A 16470-nucleotide genomic window follows, 5' to 3' on the forward strand; every position below is an offset into this window, starting at 1 on the left:
CCGGTCCGTGCCCGATCTGGTTGAATCGGCCTTCGTGCCGGCAGCTAGCCGAGCCGGGAAGAAGGTTCACGGTGAGCGCGCTCGACGCCGTACGGCAACTGCTGCGCCAGGGCTATCGGGCCCGCCCCGAGGAGCTGGCCGACATGACCATGGAGGCCGCCTCCCGGCTGGGTGTGACCGCCTTGATCATCTACGTGGTCGATCACCAGCAACGCGTGCTGCTGCCGCTGCGGGGCGCCTCGTCGCCGGCCGCCGAAGACGTGCGGATCGACGGCACGCTCGCGGGGCGGGCCTTCAGCACGATCTCGCCGGTGGCCGGCCCGGACGAGCAGGTCGTGTGGGTTCCGCTGCTCGACGGCAGCGAACGCATGGGTGTCCTGCAGGTCACGGCCGACCGGCCGTTGAGCGAGCAGGCCCTGGCCGACTGCGCCACCGTCGCCGCGGTTGTCGGTGAGCTGGTCGTGACCTGCGATCTCTACAGCGACACGATCGAACGGCTCCGGCGCCGCGAACCCATGATGCTGGCGGCCGAGATGCTCCGCGCCCAGCTGCCGCCGCTCACGTTCGCGACCAGCCGCACCGTCATCGCCGGCATCCTTGAACCCTGCTACGACGTGGGCGGCGACGCCTTCGACTACGCCGTCAACGGCGACACCGCCCACCTGGCCCTGTTCGACGCCGTGGGCCACGGCTCGACCGGCGGCATGCGCGCCGTCGTGCTGGTCTCGATCGCGATCGCCGCGTACCGCAACGCCCGCCGTACCGGCCTGGGCCTGACCGCCACCTATCACAAACTGGACGACGCGATCCGCGACCACGACCGCACCGGCATGATCACCGCCGTGCTGGCCGAGCTCGACCAGGACACCGGCATCCTGCAGGTCATCTCGGCCGGGCACCCCAGCGGCATCGTGCTGCGCGGCGGCCGCGTCGTCACCGTGCTGCCCAGCCCGACCGCCCTGCCGGTCACGCTCGGCCATCACCGGCCCCCGGTGATCATCCAGGAGGCCCTGGAGCCCGGCGACCAGGTGCTGCTCTACACCGACGGCATCACCGAGGCGCGCGACCGCGACGGCAAGCCGTTCGGCGTCGACCGGCTCATCGACTTCGCTCAGCGAGCCCTGGCCGACCACCTGCCCGCCGCCGAGACGACCCGCCGCCTCGTGCACGCCATCCTCGAGCACCAGGACGACTGCCTGCAGGACGACGCCACCGTGCTCCTGCTGCACTGGCTCGGGCCGCCCGCCGACGCGGCCCAGCTCCCGCACCCGGCCGGATCAGACGCGGCGCAGTGACAGGACGGCGACGTCGTCGCTCGGCGGCCGGCCGGCCATGACCGACATCGCGGTGCGGCAGGCCGACTCCGGGTCGTCGGCCCGGACCAGCCCGGCCAGCGCCTCGATGCCGGCGTCGATGACCTGGTCGCGTCGTTCGACGAGCCCGTCGGTGTAGCAGAGCATCAGCGAGCGCGGCGGAAAGCCGACCACGGTGCTGCGCCGCCGGGTGCGGGCGCGGACGATGCCCAGCGGCGGGTCGACCGGGATGTCCAGCGGGGCCGCGTCCTGCCCGGGCACGGCCAGCAGCGGGCGCAGATGGCCCGCGCACGAGACGAGCAGGGATTCCCGGTCGGCGCTGATCATGGCGTACAGGCAGGTGGTGAGGCTGCCCGCCTCGAAGTGCTGGATCTTGCGGTCGAGCAGGGTCAGCACCTCGGCCGGGTCCTCGGAGATCAGGGCGTAGGAGCGCAGCGCGCTGCGGACCCGGCCCATGACCACCGCCGAGGCCAGGCCGTGGCCGGAGACGTCGCCGATGACGACGCCGAGCCAGCCGGAGGGCAGGGTGAACAGGTCGTACCAGTCGCCGCCCACGCCGGAGCCGTGACCGGGCTCGTACCGCGCGGCCGCGGTCAGGCCGGGCAGCGCCGGCAGTTTCGGGGGAAGCAGGCTCCGCTGCAGGGCCAGCGCGGCGGTCTGCTCGATCTTGTGCCTGCGGATCCGCCCGGCCGCGCCGGCCCGGTCGGCGGCCAGCTGCAGCAGCTGCACGTCCTCCTCGCTGAACTGGCGAGGTCCGAGCGTGCCCACGTGCAGCACGCCGATCACCTCGCCGGCCACGAAGATCGGCACGCCGAGCAGCGACCGGACGCCCTTGCGGACCAGCAGCGGGCTGAGCACGTCACCCTCGCCGACCTCGCTCAGCACGACCGGCCGGCGGTCCTGCGCGATGCGCCCGGCGAAACCGCGCCCGAGCGGGATCCGGAGCCCCTGGCGCACCTCGTCCTCGAGGCCCTTGGCCGCGGTCGGCACCAGGCGGCGGGTGTCCGGGTCGAGCAGCAGGATCGCCGCGGTGTCAGCGCCGAGCAGGTCACGGACCCGGTCGAGAAGCTCGTCGAGCAGATCGGAGACGTCCAGGCGGGACAGGGCGGCGTCGGCCATCGACTCCAGACGCCGCAGCCGCTCCTCGGGGCTGCCCGCCATCGGAGTGTCCACGTTCGTCAGCCTAGACCCGCCGGTCGCCGCCCTCCGGATTCAGGTCACGTTCGTGTCGGCGTGATCGGGGCCCGGCCGGGGTGAGGGCGAACGTGGCCCAGACGCCCTTGCCGGCGCCGGTCCGATACCAGCCGACGTCCTGGGCGAGCCGTTCGGCCAGCACGAGCCCGAGCCCTCCCTCACCCGGCGGGCGCCGGTCGTCGACCGCCGGCCCCCGTTCGGGGTCGCTGTCGCGCACGTCGACGATGAGGCCCTCGCCGGCCCAGTGCAGGGTCACCACCGCCGGTGGCCGGCCGTGGCGCAGCGCATTGCCGGCCAGCTCGGTCGCGACGATCGTGAGCCGCTCGGTCAGATCGTCCCGGTCAGCGGCCGCCGACGTGTCCCGGATGGCGTCCTGCAGCCCCGCCCGCAACATCTCGAGCTGCGGGGCCGCGCCTAGCGTCCACCGGACGAGTTCTTCCTCCATGCCCGGCGGACGTCGCTGTTCCCACCCTGCCATAACCCTGCATTGTGCCCACTTTCCCGGATTTCATGGCTCCGGGGATGTCCACCGGCCGGTGGTGTGCGCCTCGATGAAAGCGGCGTCGGGGTCGCGGCCCAGGCCGGTGACGGCAGGCACCTCGACCAGGCCGTCCGTGCTGACGATGGGCGCCGTGGTGACGTCGCGGGCGTAGTACTTGTCGGAGCCCGACACGTCCGAGGGCAGCGTGAAGCCCGGCAGCGCGCTCAGGGCGACGTTGGCCGCCCGGCCGATGCCGAACTCGTGCATGCCGCCGCACCACACCGGCAGCCCGTGAGCGGCCGCGAGGTCGTGGGCCCGGACGGCCGCGGTCAGTCCGCCCATCCGCGAGACCTTGATGTTGAGGATCCGCCCCGACCCCAGCCGCAGGGCGGTGACCAGATCGTCGACCTCCTCGACCGACTCGTCCAGGCAGATCGGCGTGTCCAGCTGGGCCTGGAGGTCGGCGAGGCCGGCGAACGCCCGGGGAGCGTACGGCTGCTCGATCATCAGAAGCCCGAGCCCGTCCAGCTGCTTCATGATCGGCAGGTGGCCGGGGGTGTAGGCGCCGTTCGCGTCCACGTGCAGCGGCACCCCGGGAAAAGCCGACCGCACGGCCCGTACGGGCTCCACGTCCCAGCCCGGGGCGATCTTGAGCTTGATCCGGCGGTAGCCCTCCTCGACCCGGGGCGCGACCTGGGCCAGCAGCTGGTCGATGGTCGGCTCGATGCCCAGCGACACACCGGCCTCGACCGTGGGCCGGGTGCCGCCGAGGGCCGCCGCCAGCGGGACACCCCGCGCGGACGACCACACCGACCAGGCCGCCATGTCGAACCCGGCCCGGGCGAAGTGGTTGCCGCGCACCTTGGCCAGTGCGGCGGCGAGCGTGGCCGGATGGTCCCAGCCGGCGCCCAGCACGAGTGGCGCGAGGTGGTCGCGGGCCACGGCCCAGCAACTGTCGACGGTCTCGGCCGAATAGAACGGGCCGCTCGGCGACGCGATCTCGCCCCAGCCCACCGTGCCGTCGCCTGCGGTCAGCGCGACCAGGATGTGCTCGAGGGAGCGCTTGGCGTGCGAGCTGGTGGTGAACTCGTGGACGAGCGGCAGGCGAACCCGGCGCATCTCCACGCGATGAATCTGAATCATGCCGGGTCCGTGTAGAGGTCGAGTTCGGCGGCCAGGGCGTCGCGTTCGTGCAGGCGGCGACCGGCGCCCTTGGAGCTGGCGATGGTGAGCGTGGCCAGCAGGTGCAGCGCCAGCACGACCGAGGTGGGCGAGCTGGCGTAGGAGGCGGTGTCGGTCCCGATGACGATGCGGGTCGAGGCGCGGCCGGTCAGCGGCGCGTCCTCGGAGTCGGTGATCAGCACCAGCTCACCGCCGTGCCGGGCGTAGGCCTCAGCCACCCGTACGGTGTCCCGCCGGTACCGGGCCATCAGGATCGCCACGAGCAGGTCGCCCTGCCGGATGTCGCCGAGCACGTCGAGGGGCCGCAGGTTCGCCCCGTCGACCAGGTGCACGCCGGACAGGCCCGCGCTGAGGTCGGCGTTGAGCATCGAGGCGTAGCTCAGCGACTTGCCGTGGCCGAGCAGGTAGCGCCGGCGGGCCGACACGATGCGGGCCGCGGCCTGCTCGATGGCGTCGTGCTCGGCCGCCCAGGCCAGGGCCTTGCCGAACGCGTCCCGCTGCTGGTCGAGCACGCGCTGCTTGAGCACCTGGGCCGAGCGGCGCTGGACGTTGCGGTCGAAGCGCTCGGCCGGGCTGGAGGCGGTCACCGCGGGACCTGCTCAAAGGTGTAGACGGCCTGGTCGCCCTGCTTCTCCACGTCGATCAGCGCTTCCCCCGCGGCGAACCGCCCGGCCAGCGCCTCCCGCAGCCGGGCGCGTCCGGCCGGGTCGGGCGCGGCGTAGTGCCCGTCGGTCGCGGCACACAGCCGGTTCCCCCGGACCGCTCTGCCCGGCCCGGCATCCTCGCCGGCCAGCTTCCACGACACGAGCAGGCGGTCGGACGAGCCGTCGTCGTAGTAGTCGGGCAGGAACCGGATCGCCGAGGCGCCCAGCACCGCGAGATTGAAGTGCGCGTTCCGCAGGGCGTACGGGTCGAAGGTCCACCGCATCGTGCGGGCCCCGGTCGCCCGGGCCGCGGCCGCCTGGGCGAACTTGAGCCGGCGCCCGACCCCCTGACCCTGGGCCCGCGGGGCGACGGCGGCGGCCTGCGAATAGTGGTAGATCTCCCCGCCCTCGACCGCCGTGAACCCGTAACAGAACCCGACCAGCTCGGCCCGGTCGAAGGCGCCGATCACCGACCCCGAGTTCTCGCGCAGGGCGGCCAGCAACCGCGGGCTGATCCCGAACTCGGGTTCGCGGTATCCGAAGACGGCACGGTAGAGCGCCGACGCCGCCGCCCACTCGCCGAGGCCGGCCAGGTCCCGCACCTCGATCCCCACAGCCACCTCCAAGATACGAAACGTATGTCGCCCTCATCGTGCCCCTGTACGTGCACGTTGACAACGCCTGAGCGCGAACTTAGCGTTCGTATATGTCGCTCGACAAGCTGCACCACTACACCGGGCTCGAGTCGCCGACCGGCGATGCCCGCGCGCTCGCCGCGCTGGCCGAGGTGCTCGAGGCCGACGCCGCCGGGGCCGGGTTCGCGACCACCCGCGAGCACGGCCATCTGCTCTGGACGCTGCCCGCCCGCGGCGTCACCGGCGGGGAGCTGCTGCTGCTCAGCCACTACGACACGGTCTGGCCGGTGGGCACGCTGGCGTCGATGCCGTGGTCGGTCGACGGCGACACCGTGCGCGGCCCCGGCGTCTACGACACCAAGGCGGGCCTGGTCGCGCTGCTGGCCGCGGTCACCCGCCTCCGCACCGCCGGGCACGAGCATCCCGAGGTGCGGGTCATCGTGGTCGCCGACGAGGAGATCGGCTCGCCCACCGCCGGTGACCTGGTGCGCGCCGAGGCGGCCCGGGCCACCGCGGTGCTGGGCATGGAACCCCCGCACCCGGGCGGCGACCTCAAGACGGGCCGCCGCGGCAGCACCCGGGCCCGCATCGAGGTCACCGGCATCGAGGCGCACGCCGCCCTGGACCCTGAGGCCGGCGTCAACGCGATCGACGAGCTGGTCGATCAGCTGGTCCGGGTGCGGGCGCTGGTCGAGGGACGGCCGGTGCTGCTCAACGCGGGCACGATCGCCGGGGGTGGCCGCACCAACGTGGTCGCCGGGCACGCCCACGCCGACCTGGGGCTGCGCTTTCTCTCGCCCGGCGACGAGAAGGCGGTCCTGGACGGGCTGAACGGGCTGACCCCCGTACGGGAAAGGGCGGCTCTGAAAACGACGCTGCTGGCCCGCCGCCCGACATGGCGCGAGTCCGGACCCACCACCAGCCTGCTCGCTCGGATCGCCGGCCTCGCCGCCGCCGTGGGGCAGACCCTCGGCGGGCGCCCGGCCGACGGGGCCGCCGATACCAACACCACCGGCGCCATGGGCCGCCCCACGGTCGACGGCCTGGCTCCGCCCGGCGGCGGCGCCCACGCCCGACACGAGTGGGTCTCGGCCCGGGGCATCACCGACCGCACCGAGCTGCTCGAGGCTCTGCTCACCGGCCTGCACCGGACGACCGGAGAAACCGGCAAAGCTGACGGAACAGGCTGAGCCGGCCGCACCCGGCACCCGTGTGAGGGAACTCGCGGGACAGTTTGCCGACAGGGAGGTGGTGCGGGCCCGGGCGGAGGCGAAAAGTGTCCCGCATGAATCCGACGGTGTTTGACCGGGAGCTCGCGCGCGGGAGCGCCGAGCTGTTGCGCACCAAGCGAATCGAGCTGTCGGCGCTCGAGATCCCGGCCGGCCGCGGCTGGCAACCGCTGCACGAGAAGGTGACCGAGGTGCTGGCCGAGCATCCGGGCAGCATCGGCGCGGTCGTCACCAAGCTGGTCACGTTGCAGGCCATTCTGGACGAGCTTCCGCCCAGCCCGGCCGCCAACCGGGTCTCCGCGTTCAACGAGCTCTACCTCAAGATCACCCGGCGGGTGGAGCAGGCCATCCGCACCGGCGTCAACGAACCCGGCTTCCTCGAGCTGCTCGACGTCGAGTTCGCCAAGCGGTATTTCGACGCGCTCACCCTGTGGAACGACGACAACGAGGACACTCCCGACGTCTGGGAGGTGCTGTTCAAGCGGGCCTCCGACACGCGGATGAGCCGGCTGACCGCGGCCATGCTCGGCGTCAACGCGCACATCAACCACGACCTGGCGCTGGCCCTGATCGGCACGTGGAACGAGACCGGCGCCCCGCTGCCCGGCGACGACACCATCCACCCCGACTACCTGCTGGTCAACGAGATCTTCTTCCAGGAGATCCCGCCCCTGCGCCGCGGCTTCTCGACGAAGTGGCAACTGGAGCTGGACGAGTTCGTCGGCCCGCTCGACGACTGGAGCCAGCGCGTGCTGGTCACCGTGACCCGGGCCCGCGCCTGGGACCAGGCCCGCGACCTGTGGCTGCTGCGCCAGGACGCCGACGATTTCGAGCAGGCCCGCCGCACGATGGACCGGGCCGCCTCGCTGCTGGCCGAGTGGGTCATCATCGGCGACCGGATCGTCAACCGGGCGGGCGGCGGCCTGCGCCGGTTCCGCCGGCGCTACGTGGCCTGACCGGCGCGGTCAGTCCTCGATCAGCCCCGCCGAGCCGGGCGTCCAGCCCGACACGTCGGCCAGCCGGCCGCGCCACAGCGTGCCCACGTCGCTGAGGTGCATGCCCGGGCTGTGGATGCGCGCGTTCCGCAGGTGGATGTAGCGGGTCGGGGCCATCAGCGCCGTGTGCTGCCGGTGCGTGATCTCGCCACCGACGTCACGGATCTTGACGGCGTCGTGAGCAAGGTCGGACTGCTCCTTCACCTGCTCGGCCGTGCCGACATAGAAGGCGTCCTCGTGGTCGTTGAGCTCGCTGACCTCGGCGAACCACTGCCACTGCGGAATCAGCTCGCCGCTGACCAGCAGCCCGTGCACGCTCAGGCTGAGCGCCACGCCGGGGTCGACGCGCTCGATGAGGCGGTCCATCTGGGCGACGTAGGTGGCGAGCACACTGTCCGGCTCGCTCCAGCTGACCTGCGCCGCGCCGCCGTTGAGCATCGGATCCAGCATGTCCACGACTCTAGGAGCCGGGCCCGCCCTCCGTGGGCGTTATCGCCGGTTCCGAGCCGTAAGGTTGCCGGGACGGTCCCTCAGCCGGCGCGGGTCGCCCGCCAGGCCGCGGCCGCTCGTTTCGGGGCGCGGGCCAGCCAGGCGTCCTGCACGATCTCGGCCAGCTCGTCCCGGCTGAGCCGGCCGATGTCGCGGGCCAGCAGCAGCACGGCCCGATAGCCGTTCCAGTGCGGCGTGGTGAAGAACGGCGTGCTCTCGTCCCGCACCAGGGCCTGCTTGTCGTCCTCCGACTCGACGTGGAAGGCGATCACATCGGTGTACCGCTCGCCGGTCTCCGGGTCGAACGCGTCCTTGCGGGGCTCGCGAAAGAAGACGAACGTCTTGCCGCCGACCGAGAAGCCGGGAAGGTCACCCTCGCTGACCACCACATCGGGCATGGCCGTGGCCAGCTCGCGCACGTCCTCGACGCGGGCCGGGCGATTTTCGGCGGCAGACACAATCAACAGCCTATTCCCGTACGGGCGAAGGGTCGTCACCATGCTCGACAGGGTCAGATTCGGCGCGCTCTTCCGACGGCGTCAGATCCGGCGCGCGAAATGGCCGGTTACGTCGGCGATGACCTCGACGGTTGCGGGCAGGGCCCGGGCGATCCGATCGAAGGCCCGCTCGCGTACGTCGGCCGGCAGCTCGAGATAGGCCGACAGCGTCGACAGGTGCCCGACGTAGTCGGCGGCGCTCACCGGCAGGCGGCGCTCGATCACGAAGGGCCGGACATCGGCGAACCACTCCGACGCCCGGAGCTCCTGAGCCGGCCACTGCGGGTCGTCCCCTCCCGACGGGGCGTCGTCGTCGGCCAGGAAAGGGCTCCGCGCCGCGCGTACGGCTTCCTCGACGCCGGGGTCGGCCAGGTTGAACGGGGCTCCGAACGCGGCGAAGACGCCCCCGGGCTCCAGCAGCCCGGCCGTCCGGGACCAGCGTCCGAGCGGTTCGGTCCAGTGCATCGCCGCCGCCGCGTAGACGAGGTCGAAGCTGCGGCCCGGGCCGAAGTCCTCGAACGTGCCGGGGACGGTCTCCACGTTGGCCGGCACATGCTTCCGCAGCTCGGCCCGCATGGCCTCGTCGGGCTCGACCGCCGTGACCGCGACCCCGCGCCCGGCGAAGAGGCGGGTCGCCTTGCCGGTCCCGGCTCCGATCTCCAGGGCGGTCCGGACCGGCCGGCCGGCATAGCTCGTCACCGCGTCGAACAGCTCGGCCGGATAGCCGGGCCGGAACCGCTCGTACGCCCCGGCCACCGCCCCGAACGACAAAGCCCGATGTGTCATGGCGGCATCCTGACACGCACGGCCCCATGGCGTCCGGGGGTTTTCGGGCCGCGCCGGCTCTGGGCTAGATTCCGGCGGTGGCGGTTTACGAGACGCATCTGACGGTCGCGGCCGACGCCGACCACGCCCGGCTCGGCGCGTGGGCCGACCGGCACGGGTTCAAGCACGTGCGGATCCTGCTCGATCGCGGGGTCCAGCCCGACCAGCCCATGCTCAGCCGGCACGGCCCGGGCACGCTCGAGGACACCGTCCGGGCCGCCCGGGCCGCGACCAGGGAGCTGGCCGGTGCGGGGTTCCGCGTCGTGCGGCTCAAGGTGGAGGGTTCGCCCCGGGCCTTCGACGAGCACGGGCCCGCCCTGGGCCGCTACTTCGAGCATCACGTCAAGCTGGTGCTCAGCCCCGGCGCCGGGCTCGACGGTATTCGGGCGCTCGGCCGTCCGCACGGGGCCCGGCTGTCGCGCAACGCCCGCCGCGAGCGCCCCGACGGCCGGCGCGAGCACTTCCTCACGCAGCGCTGCCACGACGCCGACCGCGGGCGGGCCGAGACCGCGCTGGGCGCGCTGCTGGCGGCGCTCGACGGGCACGAGGTGGCGGAGGTCGAGCAGGAGTACGTGCTGCTCGACGACAACGTGGCCTGGGACGCCGGTTGGTGACCAACCATCACCGGGCGGTGCTCGACCACCTGCTCGGCCTGGTCTCCGAGTCGCCGTGCGCCGACGTCCTGGTGCTGCGGGGCAGCTTGACCATGCCGGCCTGGGTGGGCGCCCACGCCCGGACGCCGGGTGACATGGACTGGGTCGTCCGGCCGCGGGCCGTCGTCGTCCGCGACGCGCTCGACCCGTACCCGTACGTCGACAATCTCGACCCGGTGCAGCACTGGCCGGAGGCGGTGCACGGCGCCACCCGTTACGTGATGTGGGACTACGAGAACTTCGAGACCGGTGGCCGGCATCCGCGGGTGGCGCCGGAGGGCCTGCGCTGGGTCACCGAGTCCGACGAGTACGACGCGCCGCACGCCGACCTCATCGAACTGGCCGGCGAACGGCCGGTCACCGACACCGGCGCCGAACTGGGCGAGCCCGACCTGGACGACAGCTGGGGTTACGGCAGCTACGGGGGCACCGGGGGCGTCCGGGTGCACCTGCCCTGGACGGCGCCCGACGGGCAGAAAGGAAGCGTACAGATCGATTTCGCGTACGACGAGACCCTGCCCGAGCCCGCGGTGCTGACCGCCGTTCCCCGCCACGACGGCCGCGCGCCGCTGGGCCTGTGGACCGCGAGCCGGGAGCTCTCGCTGGCCTGGAAGCTGCAGTGGCTGAGCACCGACCAGGCCGAGCAGGGCGCGTCCGCGGCCAAGGACCTGTACGACGCCGTCCTGCTGGCCGAGCTGGACGGCCTCCGCCTCTCCCCCGCCCTGCGCCGGCTGTTCGAGGGACTCGACCCGCGGGCCGTTCCCGGCTGGACCATCGAGGGCCGGATGCCCGGCGACCGGCCCGCGGAGCCGTGGTTGCACCGCCTGCGCGCGGCGCTGGAACTGTCCACCCGGTAGCCGCGTGCCGGGCCTGAGTATGGTTCCGGGTTCGACCGAGATCAATGGGGGATCACCATGGGGACCTTGGCCAGCCTGCCCGGACCGGAACGGGCGACGTCCCTCGACGACCTCGTGGAGCGGCTCCGGCTTCTCAAGGTGTGGGCGGGTGACCCGTCGTACGAGACGATCAAGACCCGGATCAACACGGCGTGGACGGCGGCCGGGCGCCCGCGCAGCGAGCTGGCCCGGCGGTCCACGGTGGCCAACTGCTTCGTGCCCGGGCGGCGGCGCTTCAACACCGAGCTCGTGCTGGCCGTCGTCGAGGCGCTGCACCCCGATCCGGGTTACGTGGACCAGTGGCGGCAAGCGCTGCGGGTGATCGGCGGCGAGACCGAGGCCGTGGCCCAGGTGCGGGTGCGGGACGCGCTGCCGGCCGAGCTGGACACGTTCACCGGCCGGGCCGCCGAGCTCGACCGGCTCCGCGACGCCGTGCTCCGCAGCGACGGCCGGGCCGTGGTCATCTCGGCCATCGAGGGCATGGCCGGCGTGGGCAAGACCCTGCTGGCCGTCCACGCCGGACACCGGCTGACCCGGGAGAAGGCCGTCGACCGGGTGCTGTTCGTCAACCTGCGGGGCTTCCACCCGGACGACTCCCAGCCGCCGGCCGACCCGTCGGCCGTGCTCGACGGGTTCCTGCGCCTGCTCGGCGTGCCCGGCCACCAGATCCCGTACGGGCTCCGGGCCAGAACCGACGCCTATCGGGACCGGATCGCCGGCACTCGTGCCCTGGTCGTGCTGGACAATGCGGCCTCGGCCGAGCAGGTCCGCCCGCTGCTGCCGGAGGCCGCGGGCTGCCTGACCCTGATCACCAGCCGGCGCAGCCTGGCCGATCTGCACCCGGCCACCCGCCTGACCGTCGACGCGTTCACCCCGGGCGAGGCGCTGGCCTTCCTGGCCGATGCGCTGCCCGGCGTCGAGACCGGCCCGGACCCGCAGGCGGCCGCGCGGATCGCCGGGCGCTGCGGCCACCTGCCGCTGGCGCTGAGCCTGATCGCCGGGCACATCCGGGGCACCAGCGGCTGGACGCTGACCGACCACGCCGACCGCCTCGACGAGCGGCAGCGCGACCGGCGCCTGGACACCGGCGTCGAGCACGCCCTCGACCTGTCCTACCGCGCGCTGCCCGACGGCCGTCAGCGCCTGCTGCGCCTGGCCGCCCTGCATCCGGGTCAGGACTTCGACGCGTACGCGGCCGCCGCCGTCGCCGGTGTCCCTCTGGACGAGGCCGCCGACGGGCTGCGCGAGCTGGCCGCCGACCACCTGCTGCAGGAGACCGGTCCGGGGCGTTACACGTTCCACGACCTCGTGCGCGCGTACGCCACCGGCCGCGCCCACGATCAGGACCCTCCGGCCGCCCGCCGCGCCGCCCGGACCCGCCTCTACGACTTCTATCTGGCCACCGCCGCGGCCGCGATGAACACGCTGCACCCGACCGAGGCCGGGGCCCGCCCGCAGATCGCGCCGGCCGGGTCGCCCACGCCCGGCCTGACCGACCCGGCCGACGCGTTCGCCTGGCTCGACACCGAGCGGCCGGCCCTGGTCGCCGTGGCCGCGCAGACCGCCGCCGACGGCCGGCCCGGCCACACCACCCGGCTGGCCCGCACCCTCTACCGGCATCTGCAGGGCGGTTACAACGCCGAGGCGCTGACCGTCCACGGCCATGCCCTCGAGGCCACCAGGGGCAGCGGCGACCGGGAGGGGCAGGCGCACGCGCTGGCCGGCATCGGCGTCGCGCACCTGCAGATGGGCGACAGCGCGACCGGCATCGAGTGCTTCCGGCAGGCGCTCGAGCTGTTCCGGCAGATCGGTGACCCGGTCGGGCAGGCGTTCTCGCTGCGCAACCTGGGCGGGGCGGCCGACCGGTCGGGCCGGTTCGACGAGGCGGTCGACTGCTGGCGGCAGTCCCTCGAGCTGTGCCGGCAGGCCGGCGACCGGTCGGGCGAGGCCAACACGCTGGCCCTGCTGGGCGACGCGCTGGAACGGATGGGGCGCTTCGACGAGGCCATCGAGCACTGCGGGCAGGCCCTCGCGCTGGCCCGGGCGACCGGCAACAAGCACGGGGAGGCGTTCGCGCTCAACAGCCTGGCCATGGCCGAGACCGGGTCGGGCCGGTACGAGCCGGCCCGGGAGCACCTCGGGCAGTCCCTCGAGCTCTTCCGCGAGATCGGCATCCGGCACGGCGAGGCGATGGTGCTCGACACGCTCGGCCTGCTGCACACCCGCCTGGGTGAGCCCGGGCAGGCGGTCGACTACCACGACCGGGCGCTGACGATCATCCGCGAGATCGGGGGCCAGGACGGCGAGACCCACGTGCTCAACGGGCTCGGCGCGGCCCTGCTGGCGGCCGGGCGGCCCGCCGACGCGCTCGACCGGCACGCGGCGGCGTACGAGATCGCCACGGCCATCGGCGTCGGCAGCCAGCGGGCGAGCGCGCAGGCCGGGCTCGGCCATGCGCGACTCGCCCTGGGCCGGCCGGTCGAGGCCCGCGAGCACTACGAGCGGGCCCTGGCCCTCTATACCGAACTCGGTCAGCCCGAGGCCGCCCAGATCCGGGAACGGCTCACTGAGCTCGGGGTTTCAGCAGGGTGACCCGGGAGGCGCCGAGCTCGGTGACGTACAGGTTGCCGGTGGCGACGTCCTGGGTCACGTCGAGCGGCTGGCTGAACCCGGTGAAGCCGGTGATCCCGGTCGTGCGGCCGGACAGCGCGCCCGAGGCGGCCACGTTGAACGTCTCGATGTCCTGCCCGGACGAGTAGCGGACCACCAGCAGTTTGCCGTCGAGCGGGGCGCCGCGGTATTCGACCGCGCCGTTGGCCGAGGCGTGCAGGCCGGCGTCGTACGTTCCGGCCAGGTCGAAGTTCGGGTCGGGCTGGGTCCCGGCCGGGTAGGCGCCGACCTGGAACGGGTCGGTGCCCGCGGTCGGGTTGCCGCCGGCCAGCACCCATTCGCAGCGCAGCGGGTTCGGGTGGCCGTAGTAGCGGCCGGCGCGGACGTCGAAGACGTAGTCGGTCTCGGCGGTGGGCACGTTGGTCAGCGCGGGCACGGCCGGGCCGGTGTAGCCGCGGCGGGCGCACGCGGCGGGCAGGGTGGCCGGGGTGGCGGGGGTGTTGCCGCCGGCCGCCGAGCCGTTGGTCGGCGCGTACAGGCGGCCGTTGCGATGCCAGACCAGATCGAAGGCGTTCCGTACGCCGGTGGCGTACAGGGTCATGGGGGCGCCGGTCGCGTACGGGTCGTAGGTTCCGCCGTCCCCGGTCTTCACGTCGAGCGGCAGGGTGACCGGCAGCCGGGCCCGGTCGAGCCGCAGCACCGCCGCGCTGAGCAGCCGTTCGGGCCGGTTGCCCCAGGTCGAGTCGGCCGCGCCCATCGCGTTGTTGGCGCCCTGGGACACGTAGAGCGCGCCGTCCGGCCCGAAGGCGAGGGAGTTGGTCTCGTGGTCCTTGACCGAGCGGGGCAGGTTGACCACGACCGGGGTGTACGTGCCTAGGTCGGGTCCGCTGAGCCGGCCGATCCGCCCGGACCAGTCGGGCACGTCGAGCGGGCCGGTGTACTCGTAGTTGTCGGTCACCCACAGGATCGGGGCGGTGGCGGTCGAGGCGGGGTCGAACGCCATGCCGATGACGGTGCGGGCCGGGGCGCCGGGCAGGCCGAGCGCCGCGGCGTTGGTGCGTACGGTGGAAATGATCGTGGGGGTGCCGAGGGTGCCGCCGGAGTTGATCGGGAAGCGGAAGATCCGGCCGTCGAGGGTGCCCGCGTAGAGCCGGCCGTCCGGGCCCTTGACCACCGTCGTGAACGGCGCTCCGGTGGCCACGCCGACCGTCTTGTCGAAGGCCGCGGTGCCGCCGGTCGGGTTGCCGCTCGCGGTGGTGAAGACCATCGAGTAGGGCGCGAACGGCTTGCCGGTGACGTCGGTGACGCCGCTGGTGACGGTGAACCGGTACGCGGTCATCGGCGCGAGCGGCGCGGTCGGCGAGAGGTTGATGACGTCGCCGCCGCCGCTGGTGATCACGGTGGCGGCCACCGGAGCGCCGTCGCCGAGCCGGGTCAGCGTGACCGTCGAGCTGCTCAGCGAGGCCGCCCGCACCCCGCCGTTGGGCAGCACCAGATCCTCGACGATGCTGCTGGTGAGCGGGACTCCGGTCGCGCCGTTGGCCGGGGTGCTGGTGCGCACGGCCGGGATGGAATCGCCCCCGGCGACGGCGGTGATGTCGGCGTAGGCGATTTTGGTGTTGACGCCCCCGGCCGGGCTGATCGTGACGCGGCCGTCGGTGACCCGCACCGTACGGGTGGCGGTGGCGAACTTGGTGGTCGCGGTGGGGGTGAACGCGGCGATGGCGTTCTGGTCCTCGATCGACAGCCAGTTGGTGCTGTTGACCGCGGTGCCGGCGTCCCCGGCCGCGACGGTCACGGTGTAGAGGCCGGACGGCACCGCCGCCTCCCACGCGCCCGGGGTGGTCACGCCGGCCGAGCCCGCGGGCAGCTGGGCGTGCATGAAGGTGGCCAGCCGCTGGTCGGTCTGCCCGGCGGCCGGATTGCGGTTGCGGCCGTTGCCGGTCAGGTCGAGCGGGGTGCGTTCGCCCAGGTCGACCCAGCCGTAGCCGCGCGCGGCGGTGAAGGCGCCGCCCGAGTCGCGGACGTATCCGGCGGCGGGCGCGGTGGCCGCGTCCGAGAAGTCGGCCTTGAGCGGCGCGGGGTCGGCGGTCACCCGGCTGATCTCGACGTAGTTGAGCTTCGTGTTGGCGCCGCCCAGCGCGTCGACGGTCAGTCGGCCGTCGGCGACCGCGACGGTCACGGTGCCCGACCGGAACTCGGCGGTGGCGGACGGGACGAAACCGTCGACGGCGGTGACCCCCTCGGCCCGTACGGTGTTGCGGCTGTCGTACGCGGGCTGGTCGCCGGCCGAGACGGTCACCTGGTAGGTGCCGTTGGCCAGCGCGTACTCCCAGGCGCCCTCGGCCGCCACCCCCGCCGTGCCGCCCGTATCGCCGTACTGGAGGTGGATCAGCGTGTTGAGCCGGCTGTCCACGCCGGACCGGGCCCGGTCGCGGGTGTTGCGGGTCAGGTCGAGCGGCTCGCTGGTCCCCCGGCCGACCCAGCCGTATCCGCGCCCGGCGTCGAAGGCGGCCCCGGTGTCGGCGGAATACCCGGCCGGCCCGGTCGAAGTGGCGGGCTGAAAGTTGATTTTCACGAGCGGAGTGACCGCGGCATCAGCCGGAGTGGCCGGTGCGACGGCGGCGGCCAGTATGAGTGCGGCAACGGCTGTCCAGAGACGGGGGCGCATGGCCGACAACGTCGCACGTCGATGACCTGCTGGAAGAGTCGGAAATCGGCAGCCGGGCCGATTTGCGGGCCGGCGCGAACAGCGACCACTGCCGTCAAAGCGGAGTCGGCCGTACAAGCGATCGAATTCGCCCCGGAGGTGGTATCCCACCAGGAG

At 73.3% G+C, this 16470-nt stretch carries 15 protein-coding genes; 6 read left to right on the forward strand and 9 right to left on the reverse strand.

The window, feature by feature from the left end:
* Positions 1-71: 71 nt before the first annotated feature.
* Positions 72-1295 carry a PP2C family protein-serine/threonine phosphatase gene (locus ACZ3I4_RS05340; protein ID WP_465380614.1) on the forward strand — a complete coding sequence of 408 codons (1224 nt, stop codon included), beginning with the start codon at positions 72-74 and terminating at the stop codon, positions 1293-1295.
* Here ACZ3I4_RS05340 and ACZ3I4_RS05345 read toward each other — a convergent pair.
* Genes ACZ3I4_RS05345 through ACZ3I4_RS05365 form a run of 5 tightly spaced genes read right to left on the reverse strand, consistent with a single transcriptional unit; the run spans position 1278 to position 5434 of the window.
* Complete coding sequence (locus tag ACZ3I4_RS05345; RefSeq protein ID WP_465380615.1) at positions 1278-2486, reverse strand: PP2C family protein-serine/threonine phosphatase; 1209 nt, start codon at positions 2484-2486, stop codon at positions 1278-1280. The two genes, ACZ3I4_RS05340 and ACZ3I4_RS05345, sit on opposite strands and share 18 nt — an antisense overlap.
* Positions 2487-2496: 10 nt before the next feature.
* Entirely contained in the window at positions 2497-2985 is a 489-nt protein-coding gene (locus tag ACZ3I4_RS05350) for an ATP-binding protein (protein WP_465380616.1), read from the reverse strand.
* A 30-nt stretch (positions 2986-3015) separates the two neighbouring features.
* A complete protein-coding gene (gene menC / locus ACZ3I4_RS05355; RefSeq protein WP_465380617.1) occupies positions 3016-4131 on the reverse strand; it encodes an o-succinylbenzoate synthase in 1116 nt (371 codons plus the stop codon).
* Positions 4128-4757 carry a MurR/RpiR family transcriptional regulator gene (locus tag ACZ3I4_RS05360; protein WP_465380618.1) on the reverse strand — a complete coding sequence of 210 codons (630 nt, stop codon included), beginning with the start codon at positions 4755-4757 and terminating at the stop codon, positions 4128-4130. Before ACZ3I4_RS05360 ends, menC begins: the two co-directional genes overlap by 4 nt.
* The gene (locus ACZ3I4_RS05365) at positions 4754-5434 is read right to left on the reverse strand and encodes a GNAT family N-acetyltransferase (RefSeq protein ID WP_465381155.1); all 681 of its coding nucleotides are present in this window, start codon (positions 5432-5434) and stop codon (positions 4754-4756) included. Before ACZ3I4_RS05365 ends, ACZ3I4_RS05360 begins: the two co-directional genes overlap by 4 nt.
* A gap of 86 nt (positions 5435-5520) precedes the next feature.
* Here ACZ3I4_RS05365 and ACZ3I4_RS05370 point away from each other — a divergent pair, with 86 nt between their 5' ends.
* A complete protein-coding gene (locus tag ACZ3I4_RS05370; protein WP_465380619.1) occupies positions 5521-6639 on the forward strand; it encodes a M20/M25/M40 family metallo-hydrolase in 1119 nt (372 codons plus the stop codon).
* Positions 6640-6734: 95 nt separating this feature from the next.
* Entirely contained in the window at positions 6735-7634 is a 900-nt protein-coding gene (locus ACZ3I4_RS05375; RefSeq protein WP_465380620.1) for a DUF5995 family protein, read from the forward strand.
* A 9-nt stretch (positions 7635-7643) separates the two neighbouring features.
* Here the strand turns inward: ACZ3I4_RS05375 and ACZ3I4_RS05380 are convergent, their stop codons facing one another.
* The 3 genes from ACZ3I4_RS05380 to ACZ3I4_RS05390 all read right to left on the reverse strand — a co-directional run bounded on the left by ACZ3I4_RS05380 (position 7644) and on the right by ACZ3I4_RS05390 (position 9445).
* Positions 7644-8123, reverse strand: a complete 480-nt coding sequence (locus tag ACZ3I4_RS05380; protein ID WP_465380621.1) for a hypothetical protein — start codon at positions 8121-8123, stop codon at positions 7644-7646.
* A gap of 80 nt (positions 8124-8203) precedes the next feature.
* A complete protein-coding gene (locus ACZ3I4_RS05385) occupies positions 8204-8620 on the reverse strand; it encodes an MmcQ/YjbR family DNA-binding protein (protein ID WP_465380622.1) in 417 nt (138 codons plus the stop codon).
* 81 nt (positions 8621-8701) lie between these two features.
* The gene (locus tag ACZ3I4_RS05390) at positions 8702-9445 is read right to left on the reverse strand and encodes a class I SAM-dependent methyltransferase (RefSeq protein WP_465380623.1); all 744 of its coding nucleotides are present in this window, start codon (positions 9443-9445) and stop codon (positions 8702-8704) included.
* Positions 9446-9522: 77 nt separating this feature from the next.
* On the opposite strand from ACZ3I4_RS05390, the gene ACZ3I4_RS05395 reads away from it, so the two are divergent.
* From ACZ3I4_RS05395 to ACZ3I4_RS05405, 3 genes are read left to right on the forward strand one after another with little or no spacing between them, the layout of a single operon-like run.
* Positions 9523-10098, forward strand: coding sequence for a hypothetical protein (locus ACZ3I4_RS05395; RefSeq protein ID WP_465380624.1), 576 nt, complete (start codon positions 9523-9525; stop codon positions 10096-10098).
* Positions 10095-10994, forward strand: coding sequence for a nucleotidyl transferase AbiEii/AbiGii toxin family protein (locus tag ACZ3I4_RS05400; protein WP_465380625.1), 900 nt, complete (start codon positions 10095-10097; stop codon positions 10992-10994). Before ACZ3I4_RS05395 ends, ACZ3I4_RS05400 begins: the two co-directional genes overlap by 4 nt.
* Positions 10995-11051: 57 nt before the next feature.
* On the forward strand, positions 11052-13625 hold the full coding sequence (locus ACZ3I4_RS05405; RefSeq protein ID WP_465380626.1) for a tetratricopeptide repeat protein: 2574 nt from the start codon (positions 11052-11054) through the stop codon (positions 13623-13625).
* Here the strand turns inward: ACZ3I4_RS05405 and ACZ3I4_RS05410 are convergent.
* Complete coding sequence (locus tag ACZ3I4_RS05410) at positions 13597-16221, reverse strand: PQQ-dependent sugar dehydrogenase (RefSeq protein ID WP_465380627.1); 2625 nt, start codon at positions 16219-16221, stop codon at positions 13597-13599. The genes ACZ3I4_RS05405 and ACZ3I4_RS05410 overlap by 29 nt on opposite strands.
* Positions 16222-16470: the final 249 nt, after the last annotated feature.

The organism is Actinoplanes sp. NPDC021490, assembly GCF_055562135.1.

Coding starts and splice junctions, on each gene's coding strand:
- ACZ3I4_RS05390 (WP_465380623.1), bottom strand. CDS start 9,445: ATGACACATCGGGCTTTGTCGTTCGGGGCGGTGGCCGGGGCGTACGAG.
- ACZ3I4_RS05350 (WP_465380616.1), bottom strand. CDS start 2,985: ATGGCAGGGTGGGAACAGCGACGTCCGCCGGGCATGGAGGAAGAACTC.
- ACZ3I4_RS05370 (WP_465380619.1), top strand. CDS start 5,521: ATGTCGCTCGACAAGCTGCACCACTACACCGGGCTCGAGTCGCCGACC.
- ACZ3I4_RS05375 (WP_465380620.1), top strand. CDS start 6,735: ATGAATCCGACGGTGTTTGACCGGGAGCTCGCGCGCGGGAGCGCCGAG.
- menC (WP_465380617.1), bottom strand. CDS start 4,131: ATGATTCAGATTCATCGCGTGGAGATGCGCCGGGTTCGCCTGCCGCTC.
- ACZ3I4_RS05405 (WP_465380626.1), top strand. CDS start 11,052: ATGGGGACCTTGGCCAGCCTGCCCGGACCGGAACGGGCGACGTCCCTC.
- ACZ3I4_RS05380 (WP_465380621.1), bottom strand. CDS start 8,123: ATGCTGGATCCGATGCTCAACGGCGGCGCGGCGCAGGTCAGCTGGAGC.